The organism is Gracilibacillus sp. Marseille-QA3620, assembly GCF_054950035.1.
Genome location: NZ_CM143102.1, coordinates 3,590,958 through 3,615,663 on the forward strand (window position 1 = coordinate 3,590,958; position 24,706 = coordinate 3,615,663).

A 24,706-nucleotide genomic window follows, 5' to 3' on the forward strand; every position below is an offset into this window, starting at 1 on the left:
CAAAAAACCAAATCTTCATAAAAGGAGATTTGGTTTTTATTTCAGTTCATTAAGCAGTGTGGAAAAATCAATGATATCCCCAATTGTCGTTGATTCATGGTTATCCAGATAACGCTTATCTTGTTCAACAAGCCGGAAAATATGATAAGTATTAATGGCATCATCCAAGGCGCGGTGCTGCTTGCCATTTCCCGAATTTCCATATTGCTGCACAGCCTTCCATAAGCCTGTCTGATTTTTGTCGCCAAAGAAGCGTTTGTACTCATTGGATAGGTCAATCTGCTTACCCGTTAACGGCATCTTAAAACCGCGGTTTCGGCAATTTTGCGAGAGCACCTTCATATCATTATTTCCCCATGTGACAATGGCAGGCTTCTCGCTGTTCACTTTCTTCAATAAGACAACCAGCTCCTCAAATGAGATTCCCCGGCTTACATGTTCATCCGTAATATTAAGGAATTTCTTACATCTTGAAGTTAACCTCGGAAATGCTTCTGGCTTCACATAGGACGTGTATTGATCAATGATTTCATCCTCCTTAACGAGGATCCAGCCGACTTCGATAATTTCCGGATAGAAGCCAAAGGGATTATTCTTTCCTTCAGGCATCGTAAACTCAAAGTCTATGAATAAATGAGCACCTCTCTCATACATGTGCATCCCCCTCTCCCTTCACATTTCTGCCCCTCCCGCTCATGTTCCCTCTTTATCCAAAGGGAGCTGAGCTAATGAGGATCAAGAAATAACTGATTGGCTTTTTAACTATTTTACTATTCATCCCAATAATATACATCCCATTTTCCTTAACTTTCGAAGAATTCCTTCCTACAAATGAACCCGCCTATTTGTAATTCGGCACTGGGCTGGTAAGAAGAAAGCCATGAATCCTCAGGACCAGTGCTGTTATTAATCATACTACTCATGAGCTTGTCTTTTGATTGGGGTAAAATCATATACGGATTCATCATTTCCATCTATGAGACAAAAATAAGATAGCCTCACTCATATGCTGCCGGGAGAATGCTCTTTTCCACGAAGAGTTGAAAACATAAAAATAAGGAGAAAGACTAATAATAATCACACTAATCATTTTCTCCTGAATTGAAATGATGGATGACAAATTGTCGTGTAAAATCCGCTTAAATGTATGGGTGTTTTCGAACCTCAGGAAAATATTTTTTCATTTTCCCTACATATATTAACCACTTTACAAACGAGGTATGGCAGTCTTTTCAAGTACAGGATAATATAATTTTACGGTATAATTTGCTATGCTAAGATTAGCTAAAAGTACATTTTGATGTATATTTTCATTAACCGGCCATTCCGCTCTCCATCAAAATCTGAGAAGCGGTGCGGGAGATTGCCTACAGGCGCCCGATTGGTTTAACGTACAATCAGTGGATAAAGACACCCCACTGATTGAAGTTTCACCTTATGTTGGAACTTTGCAGTCCTTTGCATAATAGGTGCAGTAAGGATGTTTAACAGAGTTATATAAAAATACTTGATTGGGAGGTATCCTATGTCTATGCTTCATTGGAGTATATTACTGCCCTTTATAGCGGCATTTTGTATTCCGCTTACAGGCAAGATTACTCGAAAAATACATACAGGCTGGTTTGTGCTGATAATTCCGGTTATCATTTTCACCTATCTTTGCACATTGCTGCCGACAATCAAGGAGCACGCAACCATCATGGAGAGCGTATCCTGGATTCCATCGCTTGATATATCCTTTGATGCGTATGTCGATGGATTGGGCCTGCTCTTTGCTATGCTCATCACAGGGATTGGTGCCCTGGTCATTCTTTATTCCGTCTTCTATATGAATAAAGAGAAAGAGAATCTTGTTAATTTCTATGTGTTTTTGCTCCTGTTCATGGGTGCAATGCTTGGGGTTGTCCTATCTGACAACTTGATTGTTCTTTATACCTTCTGGGAGTTCACGAGCCTTTCCTCCTTCTTGCTGATTGGCTACTGGAATGACCGAAAAGCATCAAGGTATGGAGCACAGAAATCGTTATTGATCACCTTCTTAGGCGGTCTGTCCATGCTTGGAGGTTTCATCGCTTTATATGTAATGGGAGATACCTTCAGCATACGTGAGTTGATTTCAATGGCTCCGGAGTTAATCCAACATCCGCTGTTTTATTTCTCCATGGTTCTAGTCCTTCTTGGTGCATTTACAAAATCTGCCCAATTCCCATTCCATATTTGGTTACCAGATGCCATGGAAGCGCCGACACCTGTCAGTGCTTATCTACACTCGGCTACAATGGTCAAAGCCGGCATTTATTTGGTTGCTCGATTAAGCCCAATCTTTGCCCTGTCTGCTGAATGGGTTTGGATTGTTGGGCTCATTGGTATTATCACCTTATTTTGGGGCTCCTTCAATGCTATCCGACAGCATGACCTGAAAGGAATTCTCGCCTTCTCCACTGTCAGCCAGCTCGGGATGATTATGTCCATGCTGGGGATGGGTGCTGCGGCACTCCATTACACTGGGAATGGCTCCAATGTATACATGGCCGCAACAGCAGCTGCCATCTTCCATTTAATTAACCATGCGACCTTCAAGGGATCGCTCTTCATGGTTGTCGGAATCATTGACCATGAAACAGGGACAAGAGACATTCGTAAGCTTGGCGGTCTGATGACATTCATGCCAATTACGTTTACCATTGCCGCGATTGGGTCATTCTCTATGGCTGGCCTGCCGCCGTTCAATGGATTCTTGAGTAAGGAAATGTTCTTCAAAAGCACCCTGACGATTGCGAATGCTGATTTCCTTTCATTAGAAACATGGGGAATTCTCTTCCCGGTTATTGCCTGGGTTGCAAGTGTCTTTACATTCGTATACTGTATGATTTTGTTCTTTAAGACCTTTACTGGTAAAGCGAAGCTTGACCAGCTGCCGAAGAAGCCTCATGAGGCACCGATTGGTATGCTTATCTCGCCGATTGTTTTAGTATCATTGGTCATTATTTGGGGACTTTTCCCGAATATGCTTGCTGAAACCATCATTGAACCTGCTGTAGCGGCGATTCAGCCAGTCCTCTATGCAGCGGACCCGTACCATGTGCATATTTCCATGTGGCACGGCTTAAGCGGTGAGCTATGGATGACCATCGGTGTTATAGCCCTTGGTATCATTCTTTATAAAACCTATCCTGCCTGGACAGGCATTTACAAATGGATGCCAAAACGCTACACCTTAAACTCTGCCTATAATAAAGGCTTATCTTGGGCTGACTTCGGCTCCAACCGATTAACACGAGGGTACATGAATGGCAATATCCATGATTATTTAGTCTATATCTTTGGATTTACCTTTATCATCCTGCTTTACATGATGTGGAGACTTGATGCTTTCACTATTAATACGACCTCCGTTACACCAATCGGGGTCTATGAGGTAATTCTCGCTGTCATTCTTGTAACAGCATCCATCATGATTCTGTTTGCCAAGTCAAGACTTACATCAATCATCTTGCTTGGTACAGTTGGCTATACCGTTTCCTTGCTCTTTGTGTTATTCAGAGCACCAGACCTTGCGTTAACGCAATTTGTCATCGAAACAGTATCCACTTCATTATTCTTGCTCTGCTTCTATCATTTGCCGAAATATAAACCAAAAGAGAAAAGAATGAGATTCAAGGTAACCAATATGGTAATTGCTCTTGGTGTCGGTCTGACGATGACTCTTCTGGCACTTACTTCACATAGTACAAAATTATTTGAATCCATCTCTGAGTATTATAAGAAAGTTACGTATACAGAAGCAGGCGGGGAAAACATGGTCAACGTCATCCTCGTCGATTTCCGCGGCTTGGATACGATGTTTGAGATTACCGTATTGGCGATTGCAGCCATTGGTATCTATACGATGATCAAGCTTCGTCTTGAAAGAAGAGGAGGGACAGAATGAAGACGAATGATTTAATCCTGCAAACCGTCACAAAGGTAGCCACATTTGTGATTGTCCTATTCTCGATTCATATCTTCTTTGCCGGTCACTATACTCCTGGCGGAGGGTTTATCGGGGGATTGATGACATCATCGGCCATCATTTTGCTGCTCTTGGCCTTTGATTTAAAAACCGTTAAAGCCATTCTGCCTGTAAACTATTTATTGCTTGTGGCAGTGGGACTTGTATTTGCCGTCGGTACAGGAACAGGGGCATTATTCTTTGATGCTCCATTCCTGACACACGCCTATCACTATTTCGATTTGCCGCTGTTTGGCCACACATCCCTTCACACAGCTGTCCTGTTTGATACAGGGGTTTACTTAGTCGTAATCGGCGTAACAATGACCATTATCCAGACAATTGGGGAGAGTGAATAATGGAAATTTTAATGTCTATCGTTGTCGGAATTCTTTTCACCATTGCTACTTACTTGGTGTTATCGAAAAGCTTATTGCGCATCATTGTCGGAACTGGGCTTTTAAGTCATGCCGCACATTTGCTTATCTTAACCATGGGCGGATTAAAGCAAGGTGCTGTCCCAATCTTAAGTGAGAATGCCAAGTCATATGTCGACCCGCTTCCACAGGCATTGATCCTTACAGCTATTGTTATCAGCTTCGGGGTCACTTCCTTCTTCCTTGTATTGGCCTATCGTTCGTACCAGGAGCTTGGAACCGATAATATGGATCAGTTGAGAGGAAATAAGTCTTATGAATAATTTTGTCATATTACCAATATTGCTTCCCTTGCTGACGGGAATCTTCTTGATTTTCCTCGCACGCAAGGTCAATGCACAAAGGGTTGTCTCCCTGGTATCGGCCATCATTTCTATCGTGATTGCCATCTCCCTTGTCATTGAAGTAAAAACAAACGGAATACAAGTAATGCAAGCAAGCAGCTGGGATGCACCATTCGGCATCAGCATTGTCGCTGATATGCTGTCTTCCTTGCTCGTACTCGTTACATCGATCATTGTCTTTTCCGTTTTAATATATTCGTTTAAACACATCGATGAAGGGCGGGAGAGATTTTTCTACTACCCTCTCGTTCAATTCCTGATTGTCGGAGTTAATGGAGCCTTCTTAACAGGAGATATCTTCAACTTATTCGTCTTCTTCGAAGTTATGCTGATGTCTTCTTATGTGCTCCTTGTTATAGGCGGAACGAAGATTCAATTAAGGGAAACCATTAAATATTTGCTCGTAAATGTTATTGCATCTGCCTTGTTCGTTGTTGCGGTCGCCTTACTATATTCTGTTGTCGGCACATTGAATATTGCAGATATATCACAAAGAATTGCAGAGATTGACCAGCCAGCAATTATTACGGTCATCGCTATCCTATTCTTGGTCGTATTCGGCTTAAAAGGGGCCATCTTCCCGCTTTATGTATGGATGCCGGGCTCCTACTATGCACCGCCTATTCCAATACTGGCATTATTCGGTGCCTTATTGACGAAGGTCGGGATTTACTCCATTCTTCGTACATTCACAACTCTTTTCTACCATCATCCTGAATACACCCATTCCATCATGCTGTACTTGGCCATTTTGACCATTATCTTCGGCTGCATCGGTGTCTTGGCTTATATGGATGTTAAGAAAATCATTATCTACAATATTGTCGTTGCAATTGGGGTTATCCTTTTCGGTATCTCTATTATGAATACAGAGTCCCTCGCTGGTTCAGTGATGTACACCTTACATGACATGCTGATCAAATCAGCCCTCTTCCTGCTCATTGGCATGATGATTGCCAAAACGGGAACAAGCAATATGAAACGAATGGGCGGTCTTATGCATCAACATCCATTCCTTGGCTGGCTATTCTTCATTGCAGCCATCTCTCTAGCCGGTGTTCCGCCTTTCAGCGGCTTTGCCGGGAAACTGATGATCATACAAGGAGCCTTTAAAGCCGGTCATTATGCAGGAGGACTTATCGTTCTCTTCTCAAGCTTAATTGTCCTATACTCCGTCATGAGAATCTTCATCTATGCCTTTTGGGGAGAGAAAAAAGAATATGAGCTCGCCCCGGAACAGAAAAAGGACACTCGCTTCTTATTGCTGCCAATCAGTATTCTGATTGCTGTCTCCATTGCATATGGCATTGGTTCTGAGGCTGTCTACACATATGTTTCAGATGCTGTTCAAGTGTTAACGAACCCTTCAGACTATATTCAAGCCGTGCTTAAGGAGTGATGACGATATGTCCTATCAAATTATATTAAACATGATTCTAGCATTAACCTGGATGTTCCTTACCACGTCTGCGACGGGTTCATCCTTTATTATCGGATACTTATTAGGGGCCATCATTCTTTACTTGTTCAGGAGATTCTTTGATACCCCCTTTTACTTGCGGAAGGTTGTCGCTGTTATACAGCTCCTATTGATTTTTATTAAAGAGCTGTTCATTGCGAACTTTGATGTCTTTAAGACCATTCTTCGTCCTAAGCTCGAATTGACACCTGGAATCTTCACCTATGAAACAAGTTTAAAGAAGGATTGGCAAATCACCCTTCTGGCGAACATGATTACCTTAACACCAGGAACATTGGTCATGGATATTTCACCAGATAATAAGACCCTATACATTCATGCACTGAATGTCGGGGAAATCGATGAAATGACGGATGGAATTCGTAACTCCTTCGAACGAGTCATCAAGGAGGTGAGTGAATAATGCTAAATTTCATGCTGCAATTAGCATTATTATGCATTACCATCTCGATGGGCATGCTCGTCTACCGGGTGATTAAAGGGCCAAGCATTCCTGACCGTGTCATCGCACTTGATGCCATCGGAACCAATTTAATCTGTATGATTGCTGTCCTGTCCATTCTTCTGGACACATCCATGTTCCTTGAGGTTATCTTACTGATTGGTATTCTCTCCTTCACTGGAACGGTCGCTTTTTCTAAATTCCTGGAGAAGGGAGAAATCATCGAAAATGAACGAGATCTATAGTTATTTGTTTATCGGCATCGTCGTAATCGGTTCCTTGCTTGCGGTTATTTCCGCTTTAGGAATTTTGCGCTTGCCTGATGTGTACACAAGAAGCCATGCTGCTTCCAAGACTTCCACATTGGCTGTTTCCTTTGTCTTGATTGGAACTTTTCTGTACTTCTGGGTGGTTAAAGGACATTTTAACTCCCGAATTCTCTTAGCTGTTATCTTTATTTTCATGACAGCACCTGTTGCCGGACACTTAATTAGCCGGGCAGCGTATAACACTGGCGTCAAGCTTTCCAAGATGACCGTTCGTGATGATTATAAAAAAACTAGACAAGTATCTGAGAATAAGAAATAAGAAAAGAACCTGGGATTGCCCCGGTTCTTTTCTTTGTATGAAGAAATGCTATTTTTTCATTGATATTCTTCCAGGATAAAGAAATGCAATTTCACTCTCATTTCTTTACCTGTATCACAGCAAGCGTACAGCGGCTGATGCAGATTAATTCATCCTCTTCATCCGTGATGCGTATTTCCCAAATTTGCGTTTTTCTTCCTTTGTGCTGAATCGTGCCCGTGGCAGTGACGATTCCTTCACGCTTGCTCTTAATATGATTGGCGTTTATTTCGAGTCCGACTACTGCCTCATGATCAGGATCAACGAGTAAGAATCCTCCCATGCTTGCAACAGTTTCAGCTAAGGCCACTGATGCGCCGCCGTGGAGCAGGCCCATTGGCTGATGGGTCCGTTCATCCACCGGCATCGTCGCAACCACTTTCCCTTCTCCTGCCTCAATAATGTCAATTCCGAGAGTGCCCATTAATGTATTTTCATAATCCTTCATGCAACCATACCCTTCTATCCATAATCCTTGCTATTCTACTATTTCTTCATGTATTCACTTTGTTCCTGCCATCCATATGTATGAATTGAAAAAACCAGCAGGGACACTGCTGGCTTTTATTTATTCTACCAGAAGAAACCGCCTGCGAATGGACCGTAGAAGAGTGGAGCAGCCAGTGCTCCTCCTAGCAATCCACCTGCCAATCCCGCACCAAAGCCCCCAAATGGACCTCCGAAATAAGGGCCTCCCCATGGTCTCCCCCACGGTCTTCCCCATGGTCTTCCCCATTGTCTGCTCATCATCATCATGTCTGGATTCATCTTAAGAATACCTCCTGTATGTTTAATGCCTACACTATTATGTATGCATAAACGCATGAGCTTGTAAGGGCGTATAACCATTTCGGGCGGTAAGTTTTACGGTCCAAAGGAAAGAAGGCACCGCTCTTAGCGGAGCCCTCCTCCCAATCAACATACGATTAATCCGTTTCCTCAAGGCCGAAGCGCTCAACAAGTGTCGCAAGCGTTCTTGCCATCACGCCAGTCGCTCCTGCTGGTCCAAGCTCATAGGAACGATTTCTTGTAGAGGTGCCGGCAATATCTAGATGCACCCATGGGGTTTCTTCCGCAAACTCTCCAACGAACGCTCCACCCATAATGGCATGTCCCTCAGAGCCTGGAGAGTTATTAAGGTCGGCAATTTGGCTGCCGCGGACACGCGCCTTGTCCTTCTCTGTTATTGGAAGTCTCCACATTGGTTCACCCGCTTCTTCGGATGCTAAAAGGACTTCCTCAAACCAGTGTTCATCATTCGTCATGGCCCCAGTCATTTCCACGCCGAGCGCTGTAATGACACCGCCTGTCAAAGTAGCTACATCGACAAGATAATTCGCACCATGATGCTTCGCATAGGTCACTGCGTCAGCCAAGACGAGTCTTCCTTCCGCATCTGTATTCAATACCTCAATGGTTTTGCCGCTCATGGAGACAATCACATCATCCGGCTTAAAGGCATTGCCGGAGATCATATTATCAGTTGATGGAATGACAGCAACGACATTCTGCTCAGGCTTTAATTCACCGATGATTTCCATTGCGCCCAGCACGGCTGCTGCTCCGCCCATATCTGTCTTCATGCCGACAATACCGGCCTTCGTTTTGATGGAGTAGCCGCCCGTATCAAAGGTAATTCCCTTGCCGACAAGGCCTATTACATCTGTCCACTCATCTTTTCCTTGGTATTTAAGGACAATCATCTTCGGCGGTTCCTCAGACCCTTGGTTGACCGCCAGCAAGGCACCCATTCCGAGCTCTTCCATTTCGCTCTTCTCTAGGATTTCACATTCAAAATGATATTTTTCAGCAAGTCCCTGAGCGTAATTAGCCATATCAGTCGCTGTTAGCATATTGCCTGGCAAATTAACCAGATTGCGGGCAGAGTTTGTCCCCTTCCCATACGTATGGCCGACAAAGAGGGCAGATTCAATCACCGCATGATCACGCTCAGTGTATACGGTGATTTCCTCAATTTGACGAGGCTGTTCATTCTTCTTCTTCTTCTTATAGCCTTCAAATTGATAGGTTGATAAAGCAAATGCCTCACTTAAGGCAAATGCGGCTTCCTCCGGCGTAATGGTTTCAGTGACAAAAGACTCTAGGTCCACCGCAATACGGGTCCAGCCTCTCTTCTCCATGTCTTGGAAAAGGGCGCCGAATGCCTCCTTCAGGCTTTCAAATGAAAGCTCCTTCTGTTTGCCTAGGCCGACAAACACAAGACGCTCGGGCTTCATCAAGCCTAATGTATGTAAATAGGAAATCTGCTTCATCTTCGCGGAAACATCACCTGATTTGGCTAGTTCTTGCAGCTTGCCATTCAAGAGCTTATCTCCGTCAGAGAGGTTCGCAGACAATGTGACAGGATGGCCAAACACTCCTGTCACCAGTACAGGAATCGAGACTACAGATGGATCTTCATTTTTGACGATAAACATTTGCATTCCTCCTCTTCCTATATTATAGGCTAAGTTTCAAAAAATGTTGATATAGAACTCCTCCCCTAAACAACTCAAAAAAATAAGCAAGTGAACCTTTTGGTAAAGGTTCACTTGCATAGAGAACAAATTTATTTTTTCCTGTTGATTTGGTTTCTGAACACTTGCAAGCTTTCCGTATCATTTAAGGCGGTCAGCTCTGCTTCTGTTAGATTGCCCTTGCCCATACTGATAACATAAACCTCCAGCTTCTTTTTGCCCCATTCCTGATAGACATCCTGCACCGTATCATAATAAAGGTCAATCTTATTTCCTTTAATGGCTGAACCAGTATCTGCTACAACTCCATATCCATAATGCGGGATAAAAAGAATTGTTCCAATTGGAAAGACCGTCGTATCAGCAGCAATGGTTGAGTAAAGATCCCGTTTAACTTTTACACCGGAATACGTGATTCCATAACCCGGATGACCGGGTTTTTTCCCAGTTGATTCATAGCCTGCCGTATAGCCTGTTGCAATCACTTCATAGGAACGGTACTGGCTCCAGTCCTTTGATTCCTCCAAGGTCGCGGCAGAGACGCGATCAATATGAACCGGTTCCATGTATCCGAATAGATTTGTCAGGAAGGACTGGTTTATATAATCACGAATAGGCAGACCAGTGAAATGTGACCAGGTCACCCATACCGCGCTGATGAACAAAAGACATATCCCCGCTTTCTTGCATAGGGATAGAAATAGATTCATGTTCGATACACTCCTCTCACATAAACCAGTCTTCCCAAGTTAACTATTCCTATCCCTACTTCGAAATCAATCAATAATGAAAAAAAAGCCATTAATGCGAGGCAATCGCACGAATGACTTCCTTAAAACATCCTATACCCTCTAACTCTCAGTATTCGAATGACCCATCCTGACACAATTGAACCGGCAAAACCGCTAAGCAGAATGACAGCATCAGCTACAGCAAGACTTTGCACTCTCTCCCAGAGAAAACTCATGCTCGATGAGAAGTTTGTGACATATTCGCTTACTCTCAAGTCCCCGGTAATATATAAAGCAATGATTGGATAAACCACTGCCATAATCCACGTTTTTCTAAAGAGCATATTGAGGATAAACCCCAATCCAAAAAACAAAATAAAGAAAAGCACAATCGAAATCACCATTAACGGAATCGACATCCCCATTCATTCCCCTCTCTTATCTCATACATGAGTAAGTGTATAAGAAGGAAGAATTTTCGTCAATTAGGATATCATTCCAAATGAATATCTTTCATTATTTCCGTTCCGACATTTTACCGCTCCCGCTGCAGCAGGAGCATGTCTCTGATCCGCCCAGCAACAATTGAAAATAACCGGCACCTGCACAATACGGGCATGGATGATTGGCTTTTTTCATCGGTTAAAACCCCCTGTTAAAATATTTGAATTTTCTGATAATATAACAGGTAAAGAGGGAATTGAAAAGGTTTCCAATCCTCCATTCTGTCCCATGTAAACGCATACATCATACTCTTACATTTAAATGCTTCGGATTTCTCACTAAATGAACAATTTATAGGATGTATATTGAAAGATGTCCCCGGGATTCTTCCCTTGCAGCGGTTTCTTATGTAAAGATGTATGTTTCTCATTTAATTCCGTAAGAAGAACGGAACTGTCAGGATCTCTCTTGATCTCCATCTCATCCATAAAGACAGCCTCTGACAGCTCTGAAAGCTGGACATTTATAGAATGAGAGGTCGGCTTCAACAAAAACATCAGCATATTATCGCTAATTTGATCCTTGATTACCCCAGTGCGCAGTCCAAATAGGCCAATTACTTCCGTATCAATGCCCGTTTCCTCCTTCACTTCACGGACAACCGCTTCATCAGCAGTCTCTCCGGGCTGAACAAATCCAGCTGGCAATGACCATTTCCCCTTCAGCCCGCCATATGTCTTCTTCACGACAAGCCATTTCCCATCTTCCGCAATTACAACCCCGCATACACCAAGCCATACATGCTTGCTTCTCTCTCCCATAGTTCCTCCCTTATTTCTTGTTTTGTCTCCATTATATAAAAAAAACTGTCCTCCACATAGAAGGACAGTTTCTGTTCTTTTCATTACAAGAATTTAAATTTCCCTTTTTTCAGCATCAAGGATAGGCCGCCAGCCATGAAGAGCGCACGGTTATCAATGACTTTCTTCATAATGGATGCGCTTGTGCCTTTGAGCTTCTTACCGAATACAACACCAATTGCATCGTCATCTCCAAGGGAGCATACCGTACCTTTTGGTTTATATTCGAAGTTCTCCAATTGGCCGCCGCGAACAAGGGCAACGATATTCTTCGCACAAACCTCCGCTTGCTGCATAGAAATTTGGGCAGTTGGAGGGTATGGACGGTTGATTTCTTCATTGATGACCAATGAGCAATCTCCGATCACAAATACATCCTCATGTCCTGGAGCTAGCAATGTAGGCTCAACTTTGACACGGCCGCGCATGTTTTCGAATCCGGATTTATCAATGATACTGCTTCCTCTTACCCCTGCAGCCCATACGACAGTACCTGCCGGAATCATTTCTGTTTCTTCCTCGCCTTTGCCGACAATGATGCCTTCTTCTGTACAGCCCTTGATTGGTGTACCAATCATGAACTCGACACCTTTCTTCTCAAGTCTTGCGACCGCATAAGAAACAAGTTCCGGGTCAAATCCTGGAAGAGCAGACGGTGCCGCTTCTACACAGATAATACGAACTTTTTTCTGGTCAATATCATATTCCTTGCAAAGACCAGGAACACGGTTTGCCAATTCGCCAATGAATTCGATGCCTGTGAAGCCGGCTCCGCCTACGACGATTGTCAATCGTTCTTCTTTCTTATCTTGAGCATACAAAGCAAATTGATGTTCAATATGCTTGCGGATGTGACGTGCTTTATTCACACTTGAAATGCTGAAGGCATGCTCTTTCAATCCTTCAATGCCAAATGTTTCGGACTCAGCACCAAGGGCGATGACAAGATAGTCATATGGAATTTCCTTATTGTTCTCGCAAACAACGGTTTTAGCTTCCTTATTCACTTCAATAACGGTATCTTCAACAAGCTTCACTTTACTCTTATCTATTACACTAGGAATCTCATAGCGTACTCGATTATGATGAAGAGTTCCTGCGGATGCTTCATGCAGCCAAGTTGTTTCATAATGATAATTATGCTTGTTGATGAGTGTAATCTCCGCTTCATTCACATTTAATTTCTTTTGTAGACGAACCGCTGTTACTAGCCCGCCGTATCCAGCACCTAAAATGACGATTTGAGGCTTTTTCAATTCAATCACTTCCACCTTTTCGTTTTCATTTATGATATATCACTAATTAAGGCATTGTGATATTGTTCACTAACATTTACATGAATGTCACAAAACCTTAACATTTTTCTATAAACTTACTATATTCCCTTTTGGCTTATTTTTCAAGCAACATGTCTGATGACTTACTATTTCAGCCTATTGATTTATTGTCTGAATTTTATTAATATTAAATTTTATCATAGTCATATAGGTACTTGCTTCCTTTAAAGAAGCGTAGAATGTTCCATTTGTGTTACTATTAGTAAAGATTCATTCTTAATCAATGGGAGGTTTTCATGTGAAAGAAGATCAAAATATCTATGATGTGACCATAATAGGAGGGGGACCTGTTGGGTTATTCACGGCTTTCTACGGCGGAATGCGCCAAGCATCCGTGAAAATTATTGAGAGCCTGCCGCAGCTAGGCGGTCAGCTGTCAGCCCTTTATCCTGAAAAATATATTTATGATGTTGCAGGATTCCCTAAAGTTCTCGCACAGGACTTAGTGGATAATTTGAAAGAACAAACCGCTAAGTTTGATCCGACCATTTGCTTAGAGCAAGCAGTCGAAAAAGTGGAAAAACAAGCTGACGGGGTCTTTAAGCTGACAACCGATAAAGAAATCCATTATTCCAAAACAATTATCATCACAGCAGGAAATGGTGCTTTCCAACCTCGCCGTCTTGAGCTTGAACAGGCATCACAATATGAAGGCAAAAACCTCCATTATTTCGTTGATGATTTAAATAAATTCGCCGGCAAGAAAGTAATTGTCTGCGGCGGCGGAGATTCAGCCGTTGACTGGGCATTAATGCTTGAGCCAATCGCAAAAGAAGTAACCCTTGTACACAGACGTGATAAATTCCGCGCACACGAGCACAGCGTTGAAAATCTCAAGAAATCCAATGTGACCATTAAAACGCCGTACATACCTTGCGACATGGTTGGTGATGAGGAAGCAATTAGACAAATCATCCTGCAGGAAGCCAATGGCGAGAATAAAGAAATTATTGATGTCGACGATGTACTTGTCACTTATGGATTTGTCTCTTCCTTGGGACCAATTAAGGAATGGGGTCTTGAAATCGAGAAGAATTCCATCGTTGTAAATAGCCGAATGGAAACAAATATACCAGGCATCTATGCTGCGGGTGATATTTGTACCTATGATGGGAAAGTTAAACTGATTGCCAGCGGATTTGGCGAAGCTCCAACGGCTATCAATAATGCAAAAGCCTATATGGATCCAAAAGCACGCGTGCAGCCGCTGCACAGCACTAGCATGTTTAAGGATTGATTAGAATAAAACAGGTCATGAATTGATTTCATGGCCTGTTTCTTTTTGCGTTCATTCAATCGATCAAAATGATAGTCTGTTTTCGTTAGGAAAGCTGCTAGTGATCAATTAATGCTTCCCTCTACCTCTTAGAATCAAAGACATTCTCCGGTAAACAGCTGCCGGCACCTACAATAAGAAAAAAAACCTCTTCAGATTTGCTCTGCTTCTATTGCACAGCTGCCTGAAGAGGTCTTCTTTTGTCTTTTTCTTGATGAAGAAAATCTTTAGCATTCCTCCGGTGTACCGGCGTTTGTCTTCGTTCTGAAGGAGGAGCCGCAGCCACATGAGGCAATCGCATTAGGATTATCAATTGTGAATCCGCCGCCTAGCATCGATTGCTTATAGTCAATTCGCGTTCCATTCAGAATAGCCGCATCGTTCTTGGCAACGATAAAGCTAATGCCATGCTGAATCGTTTCGATATCGTCTTCCTTCTTCTCTTGTTCGAAATTCATGCCATAGGAGAGACCGCTGCATCCGCCGCCATGTACGGCGACACGCAAATGGGGCTGCTCTTCCCCGCTCTCCTTGATCATTTCATTTATTTGAATAGCTGCTGCTTCTGTTACGATAATCACTTCTGCTGACATTTATTCTTCCCCCTTTTGTCAAAGTATAGAAGGAAATCAAAAATCCTCTAGATTTAGTATATACATAAACCTCGGTACTCTCAACCGAAAGACACATCTGCCTAAACCCATAATATGGAGACACATAAAGCGCTCGGGAATGACGGACAATAAAGAGACAGAATACCTAAAAAGGAGTGTCCGCATTTGCTTTCATCTGAACAGCTTTCCGCCTTAAAGAACAAACTAACGGAACGGAAAAAGGAAGTCGAAGAGCATATATCCTTAAATGACCATTTTGGCTTGCATAAGGATGAGAACTTTTATAATTATGTCGGAGAGATCTCCGTGTATGATAACCATCCCGCCGATACTGGGACAGAATTATATGAACGCGAGAAGGATATTGCCCTGAATGAACTCTTTGAAGAGGAACATAAGAATATTACAGAAGCCCTTAAAGCCATCGAGAAAGGGGAATATGGAAAATGCATAGTCTGCGGCAAGGATATTCCCTTTGAACGGCTTGAGGCGGTTCCGTTCACCGAGTATTGTGTCGAGCATACCCCTGATCAGGTCGTCTCACATACCCGTCCTGTCGAAGAGGAGGTTTTGCATCCTCTCTATAGTAAAAAACATCCAACAGAAACAATCGGATTCGATGAAGAGGATTCCTGGCAGGCCGTATCAGAATGGGGAACCTCTGACTCCCCTTCAGATTATTACGACCCGAAGGAGCACTATGACCAAGTGTATTTAAATTCTGATGAGCATATCGGCTATGTGGAGGATATCGAGAATTTTGCTGGAAATGATATGGACGGAAAGAATGTCCAAATCTATCCGACAGCAGAGCTCGAACAGCTGAAGGATATCCTTGATGAGGAAGGAATTATGACGACATTCGGTGATTTGAAGCCGTATGAAGAGGATCCTTACACAGAGGAATATGCAAAAGCTCATAAGGATGAAGAAGATTTCGATGTTTATTAAGAAAGGGAGGCAGCGCTTAGCAAGCACTGCCTCCCTTTATTTTATGTCTTAAAACATTGGATTTTCTTCAATATACTGATAAATATTATCTACTAGCTCTTCCGGTGTATCCCCGGTCACCACATCACCGTTCACCAGGGCATACATGCTCGCTGAACAAATGCCGCAATAACTGAGACAGCCATATTCAATGACATCCAAGTTCGGATCACGGTCGAGAATTTCCATCGCAGGCTGTGCCCCGCTGGCAAGATTACTTATACAAAACTCGATGATTGGCTTCATGAACTCTCACCCCTTATTTCAACTCTACATCCTACTCTCTTTTGCATGAATAGTCAATTAGTTGAGACCTGATCAACTGACTGGATACTGAGATACTTTTCAATAATTGGACACTTTTGGTTGTTATTTTCGCGGTAATTCGATATACTTTTGGAGGGAATTTTAGAATATTATTAATTAATTTAAAAAACTAAATATTATTTTGACAGCGCTTAACCTTCTCGTTGATGTTTCGTCTGAATATTTTGGTAAGATAGAGAAGGAAGAACCTAAAACCACAAACAAGACAATAATCGCAGCATGAAAACGAACCTGTATAACCCAGCAAAGGAGTCATAGCCATGAAAAACTTAGTCATCCTCGGTGGTGGATATGGTGGGATGAGACTGCTCAACAAATTGACCGATAATCAATTTCCAGATGATATACATGTCACACTTGTTGACCGCGTCCCTTACCATTGCTTAAAAACGGAATTCTACGCCCTTGCCGCCGGCTCCATATCTGACCATGCCATCCGTGTTTCATTCCCGAAGCATGAACGCATTTCATACAAATACGGCGAAGTCGGCTCAATCGATTTAGAAAAAAAGAGAATCCTCTTCACACAGGATGAACCCCTTGCCTATGATGAATTAATCATCGGTCTCGGCTGCGAGGATAATCATCATAATATCCCTGGAGCAGCTGATTACACGTACAGCATCCAATCGATTGACAAATCAAGAAGCACCTATCAGGCATTGAATAATTTAGGGCATGGAAAAGTGGTTGCGATTATTGGAGGTGGACTGAGCGGTATCGAGCTGGCAAGCGAATTGATTGAAGGCCGGCCAGATTTGGATATCCGCCTTTATGACCGGAACGACAAGATTCTCTCCACCTTCCCGGCGAAGCTAAGTAACTATGTCGAAAGCTGGTTTGTTGAACATAATGTCACCTTGGTCCATAACAGCAACATCACAAGGATTGAACCGAATATTCTTTATAACCATGATGAGGTTGTCCACTGTGATGCCATCGTCTGGACTGCCGGAATCCAGCCTGTTGAACCAGTTCGGAATATGCCGGTCGAGAAGGACAAAGGAAACAAAATCATCCTGACGCCGCAGCACACCATTCCTGGATACCCGGACGTATTTGTGGTCGGTGACTGCGCATCCCTCGGACATGCGCCAAGCGCCCAGCTTGCTGAAGGCCAAGCCGAGCAAATCTATCAAGTTCTCTTGAAGAAATGGGCCAATGAGCCGCTTCCAGAATCGTTTCCGCCAATCAAGCTTAAGGGTATTCTTGGGTCCTTAGGAAAGAAGCACGGCTTCGGGCTCATGGCGGAGCGCCCAATTACTGGCAGAATGGCCAGAGTGCTAAAATCCGGTGTTCTGTGGATGTACAAATATCACAATGGATGAGAAGAAGGCAGGTTATTGCAACCTGCCTTTCCTGTTATCCTATTTCTTGACCGCATGAATGAAATGAATCGTTTCAAACGCGGATAAATAATCATCCCGCTCACCGAAGAACTGCTCGTCAATCATCTCCGGAGTCAAGTGCTCATAAACAAGCAGACCTGCCTCTTCTACTAGCCTCTCGATTGTTCTATACGTATAGCAGGATTTAATTGGCTCACCGCTCGCTTGTGCCAGCTGCACGAATTTCTCTACACGATTTGCAACGCCATGTCCATCCCATGTATTCGCATCAGCATAATCAAACACAATTGAGCTTCCCTCAGGTACGAGTGAAAACAGTTCAATGAGCAGCTCTTTTAAGGCATCTTCAGTTAAATAATAAGAGACACCTAACAGGCTGAAGAAGGTCTTCACCTTTTTAAAGCCCTCTTGAATAAGACCCTCAGGGGAGAATTCATTTTCAAAATCCATCGGGATAAAATGAAGATGAGACGGAATTGGCAAATTCGCCTTATTCAGCCTGTCCCTTTTCAGCTCCTGAACTGCCGGCCGATCAACCTCAAAGATATCAATGGACTGTGCTTCCCTTTCACGAATGCTGAATGTATCAAACCCTGCCCCAAGAATGACATATTGAGAGGCCCCGAGCATACACTCATGCTTTAATACCTTCTCACAATAAGCTGAACGAGACAGGGTCGTTGGAGCCAGCTGAACCTGTGTAATATACTTCAGCAATTCATCCGGCTGTCCATTATATTTAGCAGCAATCTCAGGGTTAAAATAGCGGATGCCCTGCACCATTTGCTCGCTTATTGCCTCATATTCCTCATCCGTTATAAGTTTCCCGGCCAAGCTATCATTAAAGATAACTGGCGTATCATACTTACTGTGGTAAGCACGGGCAAAGGCGGAAATCAACAAGGGTAAATTTGCTTTCGTTTGGCTCATGATTGATATCCCTCCACAAAAAAAAATGAGATTCCCCTCTATGGGGAATCTCATTATAACACAATTTTAATAATATTAAATTTTAGCACAATTAACCTTATTTGTCAAGTGTTTTAAATTCTCTAAAAGGAGTGAAGAGCATGAAAATAAGACCATTGCTTAATAAGGACGTCAACCAATTCCGCAAGCTTCGGCTAGAGGCTCTCCAGAACAGCCCTGAATCATTCAGTTCCAGCTATGAGGAAGAAAGCAGCTACCCATTGCAAAAATTCGAAACCCGCCTTCGTAGAAAGGCGGGTTTTTGACATTAATAATGACGTTGCTAATCCCGGCTAAAGTTCACCTGCACTTTCGGCTGTTTTGATGGAAAGAAAGATGCTTAGGGCACCTAGCAGGCACAGCACGAGAAGAATAAGGTCCTGGTTAAGATGTAAGAATGTCGAGAAATTAGGTAAATTCATACATACTATAGAGCATATTACGGTTGGGATTGTTCCTCTTGTCAAAATACCAAAGATAAAGAGAGGGATGAAACTAATCAGGGGAATCATGAGTGATCCAGCTATCATACTTTTAGAAAAAGCAAATATATCCGTATTTGTTGGCTGGCCGTTAATAATAGGAGTTATCAGATCAAGCAAATAAGTTGTTAATCCTGTAAAAACATACGATCCAACGGCAGCAAGAAAGACGAAGATGTAGATAAACAATACTTTTGCCGTAAACAACTTTTTCCGACTAATCGGATACCCGAAGGAGAGCGAGATTGTTTTATTTTTATATTCTTCAATAAAAACCTGGCTGATCAAGGAGCCCCCAAGCAATATGAGTCCCATTTGTATAAACGAATTCAGTTCAATGGCTGCCGCATAGCTTTCACCCATGAAGGGCATCACAATCTTAATGAAAAATACGGGCATAAACATAAGAATGAGCCAGTAGATCATCACTTCAGAAATGACAGAAAGGCGTTTTAGCTTTTTCCATTCTAATCGCATTAGATTAAACAACTTTATCTCCCCCATTAATTTGATCATAGAAATAATCTTCCAAGTTACTCGTATGTTTTTGGATTTCTTCAATGCCAATATCATGGTGAACCAATAATTTGGCAATATCACTTTGAGAATGCGTCAAATCATAAATCCGGATTTTATTCCCTTGAAGCAATTTCATATTTGAAATATGAAGTTCCTGTTCAAGCAGATAAAGTGCTTTTTGTACATTTGTCGGCATTAGCTCAATGTAATCCGTTCGTTGCTTTCTTATCTCTTCTAAAGATACCTCATTTAACAGTCTCCCATTATCGATGACGCAAATTCTGTCTACAACCTGCTCCATTTCGCCTAGAATATGACTCGACAGGATGAAGGTTATACCGTATTCCCTGTTAAGCATTAAAATCAAGTCCCTCGTATCCTTTATCCCAATGGGATCAAGACCATTTGTCGGCTCATCAAGAATAATCAGTTCAGGCTTAGTAATAATCGCTCTAGCAATTCCAAGCCTTTGCTTCATCCCTAAAGAGAATTCCTTTACCCGCTTATCCTCAATCCCCTTTAGTTGCACCATATTCAATGCTTGCTTGATTCCTTGCTCATCATAATAGCCTAGATATTCGCAATGGAGCTTCAAATTCTCAATCGCCGTTAAGTGCTCAAAAAAAACTGGATACTCAATAATACTTCCGACGCGCTTCAACATAAACTTGGAACGTTCATTAAGTCTCTGTCCGAATAATTCAATCTCTCCGCCTGTTGGGCTTGTTATTCCTGTAAGCATTTTCAGAATTGTTGTTTTACCAGCTCCATTTTGGCCAAGGAGCCCGTATATTTCCCCTTTATGAATATGAAGGTCAATATTGCTTACCAAGTCTTTTCCTTTTTTCTTTTTCGTTAATCCTGCCGTTCTCACCACACTGTTCATTTTGTTCTCTCCTTCCCTTTATCTACTTACATCATAAGCAGTAAACATATCTTTTTTCTTTCTCAATCCTTACAAGTTCCTTAAGTTTCTTATGGATAGAAAAAAGAGGCTGTTCTGCTTGAACACCTCTCCTTTAATACGTGATTCGATGGAACTTACATGTGAAGATTGTCTTCTCATATGGTTGGCTGCTTAAGTGAATGTCACCCTTCATGGCTTCTACTAGGTGTTTCGTTATGCTTAATCCAAGTCCGCTTCCTTGAAATTCCGGATTTCTCGCATCATCGAGCGTGAATAATCGTTCAAACACCTGCTCTTGATGAACTTTAGCAATTCCTTTTCCTTTATCCCATACATCAATCGCAATATACTCACCCTCTTCTCTAACAGCCAGCCCAAAAAAACCTCCATCACTTCCATACCGAATGGCATTGTGAATGAGATTGCTCAAGATCCGATTTAAGGCCTCCTCATTCCCAAGAATATAATAATGATGTTCCGGAATATCAACTTCCACCTGAAAATGATTCGATTGCATCAAATCATAAAAATCAAGTATATTCCTCCGGCAAACCTCATTAATTGAAATCCGATTAAGCGGAATGGAATAGTCCCCCGAATCAAGTTTAACAAGATCAAAAAATTGATTGAGCATGGCTGCCATATTTAGTGTTTTCTGATGAAGTCGGCCTAGTGTCTTGTTCCGTTCTTCTACACTTATATTCTTCTCGTCAGCTAACTTTTCCACATAGCCTAAAATGACCGTTAATGGGGTCTTTAAATCATGAGACATATTCGCTAATAACTTTCTTAAACTTTCTTTCGTTTTAACATAGTCCGCAATGACTTGCTGATTGTAATCCAGGAGCCGATTAATTTGGATGAGAAATTGTTTAACGGTTTTCTGATCGGTCTGGATTAATACCTTTTCAGCCGTCCTATGTTCAATCACATCAGAAAGCTGCCTTCGTATATTGGTCAGGTCCCTGGCCATTTTCCACGAAAGGTAAGACTGAAGGCTAATGATGACAAGCAAGACGACGATAAATATTCCTGTTACAATGGTTGTCATTCACTCACCTAATCTGTATCCAATCCCCCAAATCGTCCGGATATATTGAGGGTTTGACGGATTGGCTTCTATTTTTTCTCGAAGTCTTCTAATATGGACATTGATTACATTCTCATTTCCATAATAGTCATCCTCCCAAATGAGGCTATAAATTTGCTCCTTTGTAAAAACTCTGTTCTGATTCGTCATAAATAGCTTTAAAAGATGAAATTCCTTTGAGGTTAGCTGTATGCTCTTTCCCTTAACGATGACTGAAAAAGTTGTCAGGTCAAGGGATAGCTCTTTAAAATGAAGGATTGTTTGGGCAGGTAATTTTATTGGAGTATGGTACTGTGTTGACCGGCGAATGGCGGCATGTACCCGGGCAGTTAGCTCTACCATTGAAAAAGGCTTGCTGATATAGTCATCAGCACCGAAACCTAGTCCTAACGCTTTATCTAAATCACTCCCTTTAGCCGAGATAATCAAGACTGGAACAACATTTATTGTCCTAACTTCCTTCAGAAAGTCCATCCCGCCGAGCTTTGGTAGCATTAAATCAAGTAAGATTAAATCTACTTCATACTTCTGAAAAAGGGCTAAACCCTCCTCTCCATCAAAGGCAGTATATACCGTGAAATTTTCCTGTTCCAAGTGGCTTTTGACTAAACGATTAATATCTCGGTCATCCTCTACAAGCAAAATACTTCTTTGCATAGGCTCACTTCCATTCTTTCTGCGTCTTAGCCAAATTCTAAACACTCTGACCTAAATCTTTAACCCTTAAAAGACATGTTCGAGGCCATTTCAGAAATTCCTTCTATTAAGCAAAAAGCTGTCTGAAATCTGTAACGGCTATTGGCCAAATATATTCTTCATAGCTTTCGTCCTTGAAAATCCACTCTATAATTTATGATTCTCTCCCACAAAAAAATACGCCAAAGCATATGCCTTAGCGTCTTTCCTTATTTCCCCTTATAACCATAAGCCTCTAATGCTTCATAAATTGATTTTAAGCGGGGATTTCCTTCCCCAAGAACATTACCGTCCATGACAACCAACGGGTAAAAATACTCATCATTTTGAACCTTTTCAGCAATCTCGCGCACGGTCGGATCATCAGGCGGACTTTCGATATCAATATACGTAAACTTGATTGGCTGCTCAGGAAACTTCCTAGAAAGCGCTGCCTCCAGCCATTCATATGTCTCTTTCGATGACGGCATTCCTACACAGCTGGCACAAATCTGCTCTGCCCCATAAACAAAGATCTCAGCCATTTTCATGGGTACTCCCCCTCTTCATTCCTTCTCTCTCCTCATCTTACCTAATTTAGGATTCGGTAACAAATTTTAATGAATCTGCAAGGAATGTGGATAGCTTTTTCATGGCAAAATCATTATAATATGATTAGGAAAGGAGTCGATAGCCTTGGCAGAACAAGAGTTATTTGATCAAGTACAAGACGTTCTTGATAAGTTGCGTCCATTTCTTCTTCGCGATGGCGGCGACTGTGAACTGGTTGATGTGGATGAAGGTATCGTGAAGCTGCGTCTTTTAGGAGCATGCGGAAGCTGCCCTAGTTCCACTATCACGCTGAAAGCAGGCATCGAGCGTGCCCTACTTGAAGAAGTTCCTGGCGTTGTAGAAGTAGAACAAGTATTCTAATGACCAAAACGATAAACAGCGGTCCCTCAATGGGAACCGCTGTTTTTTTATGGTTCTATACTAAATGTTGGGGTGTCCACAAAAAACGGACATAAAAAAAGAGCACACATGCTCCACTTTTCTTATACTTGAATTGTCGAGAAACAAGTCGAAAAGGAGATGTGTGCTCTTGAATTTTAACATAACATTGCCAGGTTTAGAAGACGTTAAGGTGATAAAGTCCAAGGTAAATGATCATGGTGTTTTTGAAATGACCGTGGAGATGCCCCTGACCCCGCATATTTGTCCAAGATGCGGCGAGAAAACAGGGAAGGTTCATGATTATCGCATCCAGTCCGTTCGACATCTGAAAATGGCGGAACGACCAACGATTCTCCAGTATCGTAAACGCCGGTATGCCTGTCAATGCGGGAAAAGGTTTGCCGAACAGAATCCGTTTGTCGATCGGTATCAACGCTTCTCAAAAGAATGGAACCAACAAGTACAAATACGAGCCATCAAAGCGAAGACATTCAAGGAAATCGCCGCTCAATACCACACATCCGTCAGTACCATCATCCGGCGGTTTGATGCCATTGTCCCGTCCTCCATGAAGGGGAAGTCAGCCTTACCAGAAGTGATTGCCATTGATGAATTCAAGGGGAATACAGGCAAGGAAAAGTACCAGCTCATCATCGCAAATGCCGAGACTCGCGAGCCAATTGACATCCTACCAAACCGGCGAAAGGACACCATCAAGGACTATTTGCGCCAATACGGCGCGAAGGTGAAAGTGGTGGTCATGGACATGAGCCAGGCCTTTAAAGCGGCGGTTCAACAGGCGTTGGATCGTCCCATCATTGTGGCGGATAGCTTTCACTTTGTGCGATATATGAATTGGGCGCTGGATCGGGTTCGAGTGAGGGAACAGGCCAGGTGGCATGAATATGACCGAAAGAAATGCAAGAAAGCCCGCTATATCTTTCATAAAGCTGCTCATAAATTAACGGAGAAAGACCAATGGCTTCTTCAGCGATACTTCAGCTTTTCCCCTGAGCTCCAGAAAGCGTATGAGCTCAAGGAAGCCTTTTATACTTGGTTTTATAAGGCAAAAGAAAATGGAGAAAATGGGATTGTGGAGACGCAGAAAGAACTTCGCAAGTTCTATCAGAAGGTAGAAGAGAGTGGCATTCCTGAATTGAGCAAGACAGTCCAAACGTATCGAAACTGGGAAAGAGAAATCTTAAATCGCTTCGAGTTCAATTACTCGAATGGGTTTGTGGAAGGCTTAAACAATTTGACAAAGGTCATGAAACGGAATGGATTTGGCTATCGGAATTTCACCCGATTCCGCGCGAGAATCCTTCTCCATCATCAATATAAAAACATCGGCGATTCATTAGGATAAGGGATAGAGCAAAAAGAC

At 42.5% G+C, this 24,706-nt stretch carries 30 protein-coding genes; 13 read left to right on the forward strand and 17 right to left on the reverse strand.

From position 1 onward, the window contains the following. Positions 1–36: 36 nt before the first annotated feature. Entirely contained in the window at positions 37–654 is a 618-nt protein-coding gene (gene kapD, locus ACY8DX_RS18125; protein ID WP_049669682.1) for a 3'-5' exonuclease KapD, read from the reverse strand. Positions 655–1,525: 871 nt separating this feature from the next. On the opposite strand from kapD, the gene ACY8DX_RS18130 reads away from it, so the two are divergent. From ACY8DX_RS18130 to mnhG, 7 genes are read left to right on the forward strand one after another with little or no spacing between them, the layout of a single operon-like run. Then, entirely contained in the window at positions 1,526–3,931 is a 2,406-nt protein-coding gene (locus tag ACY8DX_RS18130) for a Na+/H+ antiporter subunit A (protein WP_462405746.1), read from the forward strand. Further along, complete coding sequence (locus ACY8DX_RS18135) at positions 3,928–4,350, forward strand: Na(+)/H(+) antiporter subunit B (protein ID WP_049669680.1); 423 nt, start codon at positions 3,928–3,930, stop codon at positions 4,348–4,350. The genes ACY8DX_RS18130 and ACY8DX_RS18135 overlap by 4 nt, the downstream gene beginning before the upstream one ends. After that, entirely contained in the window at positions 4,350–4,691 is a 342-nt protein-coding gene (locus ACY8DX_RS18140; RefSeq protein ID WP_462405747.1) for a Na(+)/H(+) antiporter subunit C, read from the forward strand. The genes ACY8DX_RS18135 and ACY8DX_RS18140 overlap by 1 nt, the downstream gene beginning before the upstream one ends. After that, positions 4,684–6,171, forward strand: coding sequence for a Na+/H+ antiporter subunit D (locus ACY8DX_RS18145; RefSeq protein WP_462405748.1), 1,488 nt, complete (start codon positions 4,684–4,686; stop codon positions 6,169–6,171). Before ACY8DX_RS18140 ends, ACY8DX_RS18145 begins: the two co-directional genes overlap by 8 nt. Before the next feature lie 7 nt (positions 6,172–6,178). Next, complete coding sequence (locus ACY8DX_RS18150; protein WP_049669677.1) at positions 6,179–6,655, forward strand: Na+/H+ antiporter subunit E; 477 nt, start codon at positions 6,179–6,181, stop codon at positions 6,653–6,655. Next, the gene (locus ACY8DX_RS18155; RefSeq protein WP_049669676.1) at positions 6,655–6,939 is read left to right on the forward strand and encodes a Na(+)/H(+) antiporter subunit F1; all 285 of its coding nucleotides are present in this window, start codon (positions 6,655–6,657) and stop codon (positions 6,937–6,939) included. Before ACY8DX_RS18150 ends, ACY8DX_RS18155 begins: the two co-directional genes overlap by 1 nt. Next, a complete protein-coding gene (gene mnhG, locus ACY8DX_RS18160) occupies positions 6,923–7,282 on the forward strand; it encodes a monovalent cation/H(+) antiporter subunit G (RefSeq protein ID WP_049669675.1) in 360 nt (119 codons plus the stop codon). The genes ACY8DX_RS18155 and mnhG overlap by 17 nt, the downstream gene beginning before the upstream one ends. A 97-nt stretch (positions 7,283–7,379) precedes the next feature. Here the strand turns inward: mnhG and ACY8DX_RS18165 are convergent, their stop codons facing one another. The 8 genes from ACY8DX_RS18165 to ACY8DX_RS18200 form a co-directional block, all read right to left on the reverse strand. Further along, entirely contained in the window at positions 7,380–7,769 is a 390-nt protein-coding gene (locus ACY8DX_RS18165; protein WP_049669674.1) for a hotdog fold thioesterase, read from the reverse strand. 125 nt (positions 7,770–7,894) lie between these two features. After that, the gene (locus ACY8DX_RS18170; protein WP_049669673.1) at positions 7,895–8,089 is read right to left on the reverse strand and encodes a hypothetical protein; all 195 of its coding nucleotides are present in this window, start codon (positions 8,087–8,089) and stop codon (positions 7,895–7,897) included. A 158-nt stretch (positions 8,090–8,247) separates the two neighbouring features. Continuing rightward, a complete protein-coding gene (locus tag ACY8DX_RS18175; RefSeq protein ID WP_462405749.1) occupies positions 8,248–9,759 on the reverse strand; it encodes a leucyl aminopeptidase in 1,512 nt (503 codons plus the stop codon). Between the two features lie 131 nt (positions 9,760–9,890). After that, on the reverse strand, positions 9,891–10,508 hold the full coding sequence (locus ACY8DX_RS18180) for a 3D domain-containing protein (protein ID WP_049669671.1): 618 nt from the start codon (positions 10,506–10,508) through the stop codon (positions 9,891–9,893). Between the two features lie 122 nt (positions 10,509–10,630). Beyond that, on the reverse strand, positions 10,631–10,954 hold the full coding sequence (locus ACY8DX_RS18185) for a YuiB family protein (RefSeq protein ID WP_439802160.1): 324 nt from the start codon (positions 10,952–10,954) through the stop codon (positions 10,631–10,633). A 91-nt stretch (positions 10,955–11,045) separates the two neighbouring features. Next, positions 11,046–11,168: a YuiA family protein gene (locus ACY8DX_RS18190; RefSeq protein ID WP_197089896.1), complete on the reverse strand. Its 123-nt coding sequence runs from the start codon at positions 11,166–11,168 to the stop codon at positions 11,046–11,048. Positions 11,169–11,311: 143 nt separating this feature from the next. After that, positions 11,312–11,794 (reverse strand): NUDIX hydrolase, encoded by a 483-nt coding sequence (locus tag ACY8DX_RS18195; protein ID WP_049669669.1) that lies wholly within the window; start codon positions 11,792–11,794, stop codon positions 11,312–11,314. An 83-nt stretch (positions 11,795–11,877) separates the two neighbouring features. Further along, positions 11,878–13,104, reverse strand: coding sequence for an NAD(P)/FAD-dependent oxidoreductase (locus ACY8DX_RS18200; RefSeq protein ID WP_462405750.1), 1,227 nt, complete (start codon positions 13,102–13,104; stop codon positions 11,878–11,880). A 304-nt stretch (positions 13,105–13,408) separates the two neighbouring features. Here ACY8DX_RS18200 and ACY8DX_RS18205 point away from each other — a divergent pair, with 304 nt between their 5' ends. Then, the gene (locus ACY8DX_RS18205; RefSeq protein ID WP_439802162.1) at positions 13,409–14,407 is read left to right on the forward strand and encodes an NAD(P)/FAD-dependent oxidoreductase; all 999 of its coding nucleotides are present in this window, start codon (positions 13,409–13,411) and stop codon (positions 14,405–14,407) included. Positions 14,408–14,673: 266 nt separating this feature from the next. Here the strand turns inward: ACY8DX_RS18205 and ACY8DX_RS18210 are convergent, their stop codons facing one another. Beyond that, complete coding sequence (locus ACY8DX_RS18210; RefSeq protein ID WP_049669666.1) at positions 14,674–15,039, reverse strand: HesB/IscA family protein; 366 nt, start codon at positions 15,037–15,039, stop codon at positions 14,674–14,676. Between the two features lie 186 nt (positions 15,040–15,225). Here ACY8DX_RS18210 and ACY8DX_RS18215 point away from each other — a divergent pair, with 186 nt between their 5' ends. After that, the gene (locus ACY8DX_RS18215; protein ID WP_049669665.1) at positions 15,226–16,011 is read left to right on the forward strand and encodes a TraR/DksA C4-type zinc finger protein; all 786 of its coding nucleotides are present in this window, start codon (positions 15,226–15,228) and stop codon (positions 16,009–16,011) included. A gap of 48 nt (positions 16,012–16,059) precedes the next feature. On the opposite strand, the gene ACY8DX_RS18220 is transcribed toward ACY8DX_RS18215, so the two are convergent. Then, positions 16,060–16,296, reverse strand: a complete 237-nt coding sequence (locus ACY8DX_RS18220; protein ID WP_049669664.1) for a YuzB family protein — start codon at positions 16,294–16,296, stop codon at positions 16,060–16,062. Between the two features lie 341 nt (positions 16,297–16,637). Here ACY8DX_RS18220 and ACY8DX_RS18225 point away from each other — a divergent pair, with 341 nt between their 5' ends. Further along, positions 16,638–17,705 (forward strand): NAD(P)/FAD-dependent oxidoreductase, encoded by a 1,068-nt coding sequence (locus ACY8DX_RS18225; RefSeq protein WP_049669663.1) that lies wholly within the window; start codon positions 16,638–16,640, stop codon positions 17,703–17,705. A 39-nt stretch (positions 17,706–17,744) separates the two neighbouring features. Here ACY8DX_RS18225 and ACY8DX_RS18230 read toward each other — a convergent pair whose 3' ends face one another. Beyond that, positions 17,745–18,656 carry a class I SAM-dependent methyltransferase gene (locus ACY8DX_RS18230; RefSeq protein WP_462405751.1) on the reverse strand — a complete coding sequence of 304 codons (912 nt, stop codon included), beginning with the start codon at positions 18,654–18,656 and terminating at the stop codon, positions 17,745–17,747. A 140-nt stretch (positions 18,657–18,796) separates the two neighbouring features. On the opposite strand from ACY8DX_RS18230, the gene ACY8DX_RS18235 reads away from it, so the two are divergent. Beyond that, positions 18,797–18,961: a hypothetical protein gene (locus ACY8DX_RS18235; protein WP_462405752.1), complete on the forward strand. Its 165-nt coding sequence runs from the start codon at positions 18,797–18,799 to the stop codon at positions 18,959–18,961. A gap of 27 nt (positions 18,962–18,988) precedes the next feature. On the opposite strand, the gene ACY8DX_RS18240 is transcribed toward ACY8DX_RS18235, so the two are convergent. From ACY8DX_RS18240 to ACY8DX_RS18260, 5 genes are all read right to left on the reverse strand, one after another. Then, entirely contained in the window at positions 18,989–19,666 is a 678-nt protein-coding gene (locus tag ACY8DX_RS18240) for an ABC transporter permease (RefSeq protein ID WP_462405753.1), read from the reverse strand. Next, positions 19,659–20,582 carry an ATP-binding cassette domain-containing protein gene (locus ACY8DX_RS18245; RefSeq protein WP_462405754.1) on the reverse strand — a complete coding sequence of 308 codons (924 nt, stop codon included), beginning with the start codon at positions 20,580–20,582 and terminating at the stop codon, positions 19,659–19,661. The genes ACY8DX_RS18240 and ACY8DX_RS18245 overlap by 8 nt, the downstream gene beginning before the upstream one ends. Before the next feature lie 133 nt (positions 20,583–20,715). Next, the gene (locus tag ACY8DX_RS18250; protein ID WP_462405755.1) at positions 20,716–21,654 is read right to left on the reverse strand and encodes a sensor histidine kinase; all 939 of its coding nucleotides are present in this window, start codon (positions 21,652–21,654) and stop codon (positions 20,716–20,718) included. Next, the gene (locus ACY8DX_RS18255; protein ID WP_049669659.1) at positions 21,655–22,350 is read right to left on the reverse strand and encodes a response regulator transcription factor; all 696 of its coding nucleotides are present in this window, start codon (positions 22,348–22,350) and stop codon (positions 21,655–21,657) included. A gap of 248 nt (positions 22,351–22,598) precedes the next feature. Next, positions 22,599–22,919 carry a YuzD family protein gene (locus ACY8DX_RS18260; protein WP_049669658.1) on the reverse strand — a complete coding sequence of 107 codons (321 nt, stop codon included), beginning with the start codon at positions 22,917–22,919 and terminating at the stop codon, positions 22,599–22,601. Between the two features lie 139 nt (positions 22,920–23,058). On the opposite strand from ACY8DX_RS18260, the gene ACY8DX_RS18265 reads away from it, so the two are divergent. Next, positions 23,059–23,301, forward strand: coding sequence for a NifU family protein (locus ACY8DX_RS18265; RefSeq protein WP_231589579.1), 243 nt, complete (start codon positions 23,059–23,061; stop codon positions 23,299–23,301). A gap of 163 nt (positions 23,302–23,464) precedes the next feature. Next, entirely contained in the window at positions 23,465–24,688 is a 1,224-nt protein-coding gene (locus ACY8DX_RS18270; RefSeq protein ID WP_462406874.1) for an ISL3 family transposase, read from the forward strand. Positions 24,689–24,706: the final 18 nt, after the last annotated feature.